A 4,092-nucleotide genomic window follows, 5' to 3' on the forward strand; every position below is an offset into this window, starting at 1 on the left:
GCCCAGACATCGACAGCGCCTATGCCTGGATGCGGCTCGCCATCTCGGTGGTTCTGGCAACGATCGGAGGTGTCGGCATGTGGGCGGTGGTCGTGGTGCTGCCGGCGGTGCAGGCGGAGTTCGGCGTCGACCGCGCCGCGGCCTCGATGCCCTATACCGCGACCATGGTCGGCTTTGCCGCCGGCAATGTGCTGGTCGGCCGCGCCATCGACCGGATGGGCTACTGGATCCCGGCGCTGGTCTCCGCGACGGCGCTCGGCGCCGGTTTCCTGCTCGCCTCGCTCACCAGTTCGATCCTCGGCTTCACCCTGGTCCAAGGGCTTCTGATCGGCGTCGGGACGTCGGCGATCTTCGGTCCGCTGATCGCCGACATCTCGCATTGGTTCAACCGGCGCCGCGGCGTCGCGGTGACGGTGGCGGCATCGGGCAATTACCTCGCTGGGGCGGTCTGGCCCTTCATCATGCCGACGATCATGAGGGCGGAAGGCTGGCGCTTCACCTATGCGACGATCGGCGTCGTCTGCCTGCTCACAATGGTGCCGCTGGTGCTGATGCTTCGGCGCGGCGCTCCGCATGAAGCGATGGCCGGCACTGCCGGCGGCCGTCCGGTGCGGCCGATCTCGCTGTCGCCGGCGGCGCTGCAGGTTCTGCTCGTCGTCGCCGGCTTCGGCTGCTGCATGGCGATGTCGATGCCGCAGGTGCACATCGTCGCCTATTGCATGGACCTCGGTTATGGCATGGCGCATGGCGCCGACATGCTCTCGATCATGCTGGCGGCGGGCGTCGCCAGCCGCATCGGCTCGGGCTTCCTTGCCGATCGCATCGGCGCGGTGAGGACGCTGCTGCTCGGCTCGGTGCTGCAATGCCTGTCACTGCTGTTCTACATCCCCTTCGACGGGCTTGCCTCGCTCTATGTCGTGTCGCTGGTCTTCGGCCTGTCGCAAGGCGGCATCGTGCCCTGTTATGCGATCATCATACGCGATTACATGCCGGCAAGGGAGGCTGGACAGCGCGTCGGCATCGTCATGATGGCGACCATCTTCGGCATGGCGGTCGGCGGCTGGATGTCGGGCTGGATCTACGACCTCACCGGCTCCTATGCCGCGGCCTTCGTCAACGGCATCGCCTGGAACCTGGTGAATCTGGCGGCCATCCTCCTCTTGATGTGGAAGGCCCGGCGCAGTCCCCTGGCGATGGCCTGATGGCGGGCCGCACGGTGCCGGTCGCTTGACAAGGGCGGCAGGCTGCGCGACGCCAGATGGCGCGGCGAGGGACTGGCATGGCGATACCGACAAACACCATCGTTTCGCGGCCCAGCCTGGCTGATGGCGCGGCATCGAGGGCAGGGCGGTGATCAAGCCGCGCTCGCGCCGCGGCGGCGGCCGCCCGACCATCGCCGACGTGGCGCGCAAGGCCGGCGTCGGCGCCATCACCGTATCGCGGGCGCTGCGCGAACCGGGGCGGGTTTCGGAAGACCTGCGCCGCCAGATCCAGGCCGCCGTCGACGAGCTCGGCTATGTTCCCGACCCGAACGCAAGGGCGCTGGCCTCGGCCCGCGCCGAGGTGTTCGGCGTGTTGGTGCCGTCGCTCACCAACAACGTTTTCGCCGAAGTTGTGCGCGGCATCTATGACAGCCTGTCGGACAGCCCCTTCCGCATCCAGCTCGGCAACACCCACTATTCCGGCCTCGAAGAGGAGCGCCTGCTGCAGGTGTTTGCCCCGCAGCGTCCGGCGGCGTTGATCGTGGCCGGCATCGACCAGACTCCAACCTCGCGCCGCCTGCTGGAGACTGCCGGCTGCCCGGTGGTTCAGGTCATGGAGACCGGTCCCGATCCGGTCGACATGCTGGTCGGGTTTTCCCATTTCGACGGCGGCCGGGTAGCGAGCGAGCACCTGGTCGAGGCGGGCTACCGGCGGATCGGCTTCATCGGCGCCCGCATGGACCCGCGTTCGCAGCGGCGTCTGGCCGGCTACCGCGCCGCCATGGAAGCGGCGGGCCTGTTCGACCCCCGGCTGGTGACGACCACGCCACTGCTGTCCAGCGTGACGCTCGGTCGTGAGCTTTTTCGCGATGCGTTGGCCAAGATGCCGGCGCTCGACGGGGTATTCTGCAACAATGACGATATCGCGCTTGGCGTCCTGTTCGAATGCCATCGCGCCGCTATCGCGGTTCCGAAGACCATCGGCATCGTCGGCTTCAACGATCTCGACATGATGCAAGCAGCGTTTCCGTCGGTCACCAGCATCCGCACCCATCGCTATGAAATCGGCCGCCAGGCAGTCGCCATGGCGCTGGCGGCGATCGCGGGAGAGAGGCCGCGACAGCGCGTTGTCGACCTCGGCTTCGAGCTGATGCGCCGCGAGAGCACAGCACGTTGAAACACGCAGAAGCGACTGTGCAAATGCCGGTTTACACTGCGTCATGGTAGCGCTACCAAATGTTTCGTGCGGAAATTCAAAGCAAGGCCAGCGTCTGTTTATTATATATAAGCGACAGCTCATGCTTGTTTATTATGTATAATATGCTAGCTTTGTTTTCTCCTTGAGGGAGTTGGAGGAGGGGGCATCGGGTGGCAAACCGCCACCCTGGTAGGCGTCATGGGGCAAGGCTGGAGGGCTTCGCCGGGTGTGGACGGGCGCCAGAACCACGCAGCATCAGGCAGAACTGCAATCGGGAGGAATATCGATGATCAAGTCACTTGTTGGTGGCATCGTTGCCGCCACTGCATTCGTTATGCTGAGCTCATCGGCTATCGCCGAGCCGGAAATCGTCAAGGGACCGGCCGCGGAGCCGGACTGCTTCGCGCCGTGGGCGGCCGATACCCAGTTCTTCAAATTCCCCAAGAAGGAGGGCCCGTACCGCATCGCGCTCGCCAACGGCTATATCGCCAACACCTGGCGCATCCAGATGATCCAGACGGCCAAGGCCTATGCCGCGCAGAAGGACGTCGCGGCAAAGCTCAAGGAATTCAAGGTCGTATCGACCGGCGAGGATGTGCCGGCGCAGATTTCGGCGATCAACAACTTCATCGATTCCGGCTTTGATGCGATCGTCGTCAATGCCCAGAACCCGACGGCCTTCGGGCCGGTGATCAAGCGCGCCAAGGAAGCCGGCGTCGTCCTTGTCGCCTTCGACAACATCCTCGACACCAAGGATGCCATCAACGTCAATGTCGACCAGAAGGGCCTCGGGGAACTGTGGGCCAAGTGGCTGATCAGCCATATACCCGATGGCGGCAAGATCCTGGAAGTACGCGGTGTTGCCGGCACCTCGGTCGACACCGATCGCCACAATGGCATCCATGAGGTCCTGGACGCTTCGGGCAAGAAGTGGGACGTCACCGAAGTCGCCGGCAAATGGGATGATCCGACAGCGCAGAAGGTCACCGCCGACGCCATCGCCACCAACGGTCCGTTCGTCGGCATCACCGGCCAGGGCGGCGACACCGGCATCGTACAGGCGATGATCGATGCAAAGCATGCTTTCGTGCCGTTCGGCGGCGAGACCGAAAACGGCTTCCGCAAGTTCTGCGCGGCGCACGCGGCCGATGGCCTGAAGTGCTTGTCGGCCGGCACCGGCCCCGCCCAGGTGGCGGTCGCTATCAAGACGGCGATCTCCGCGCTCGAGGGCAACGTCGTGCCGCAATCGGTGAAACTGCCGCTGGCGATCGTCGAGGATCCGAACTTCAAGGAAGGCCAGGACTACTTCCCCGATCAGTCCGACAATTTCTTCGTCGGCAATTCCTTCCCGACCTGCGGGATCAATTTCACCGCGCAGGAAATCATGGGCCAGACCAAGGAAAACAAGTAGTCTGACCGGCCGGGGCGGCGGGCATCTCCCGCGGCTCCGGCTGCTTGCCATCTGTCGATAGAAATTGCCTCGGAGGGCTGATGGACGGCGCGGTTCCGCTCTTTCGCATGGAAGGCATATCCAAGCGCTATGGCGGCGTGCGTGCCTTGGAAAAGGCCGAGCTGACGGTCACGGCCGGTAGCATCCACGCCATTCTCGGCGAAAACGGCGCCGGCAAGTCGACACTGATCAAGGTGATGGCCGGGGTCGTCGCGCCGGACGAAGGCCGCATGATGCTGGAC

The 4,092-nt window shown here is 64.6% G+C and carries 4 protein-coding genes; all 4 read left to right on the forward strand.

Features of this window, described 5'->3' with window-relative positions:
* The first annotated feature begins 8 nt into the window (after positions 1-8).
* Positions 9-1,202, forward strand: a complete 1,194-nt coding sequence (locus EOA33_RS26570; protein ID WP_127406991.1) for an MFS transporter — start codon at positions 9-11, stop codon at positions 1,200-1,202.
* 148 nt (positions 1,203-1,350) lie between these two features.
* The gene (locus EOA33_RS26575; RefSeq protein WP_127406988.1) at positions 1,351-2,379 is read left to right on the forward strand and encodes a LacI family DNA-binding transcriptional regulator; all 1,029 of its coding nucleotides are present in this window, start codon (positions 1,351-1,353) and stop codon (positions 2,377-2,379) included.
* A gap of 307 nt (positions 2,380-2,686) precedes the next feature.
* Positions 2,687-3,811 carry a sugar ABC transporter substrate-binding protein gene (locus tag EOA33_RS26580; protein WP_127406989.1) on the forward strand — a complete coding sequence of 375 codons (1,125 nt, stop codon included), beginning with the start codon at positions 2,687-2,689 and terminating at the stop codon, positions 3,809-3,811.
* Between the two features lie 80 nt (positions 3,812-3,891).
* A partial coding sequence (locus tag EOA33_RS26585; protein ID WP_127406990.1) for an ATP-binding cassette domain-containing protein occupies positions 3,892-4,092 on the forward strand: 201 nt, incomplete at its 3' end.

The sequence above is a fragment of the Mesorhizobium sp. M4A.F.Ca.ET.050.02.1.1 genome (assembly GCF_003997725.1).
Taxonomy (GTDB): Bacteria; Pseudomonadota; Alphaproteobacteria; order Rhizobiales; family Rhizobiaceae; genus Mesorhizobium.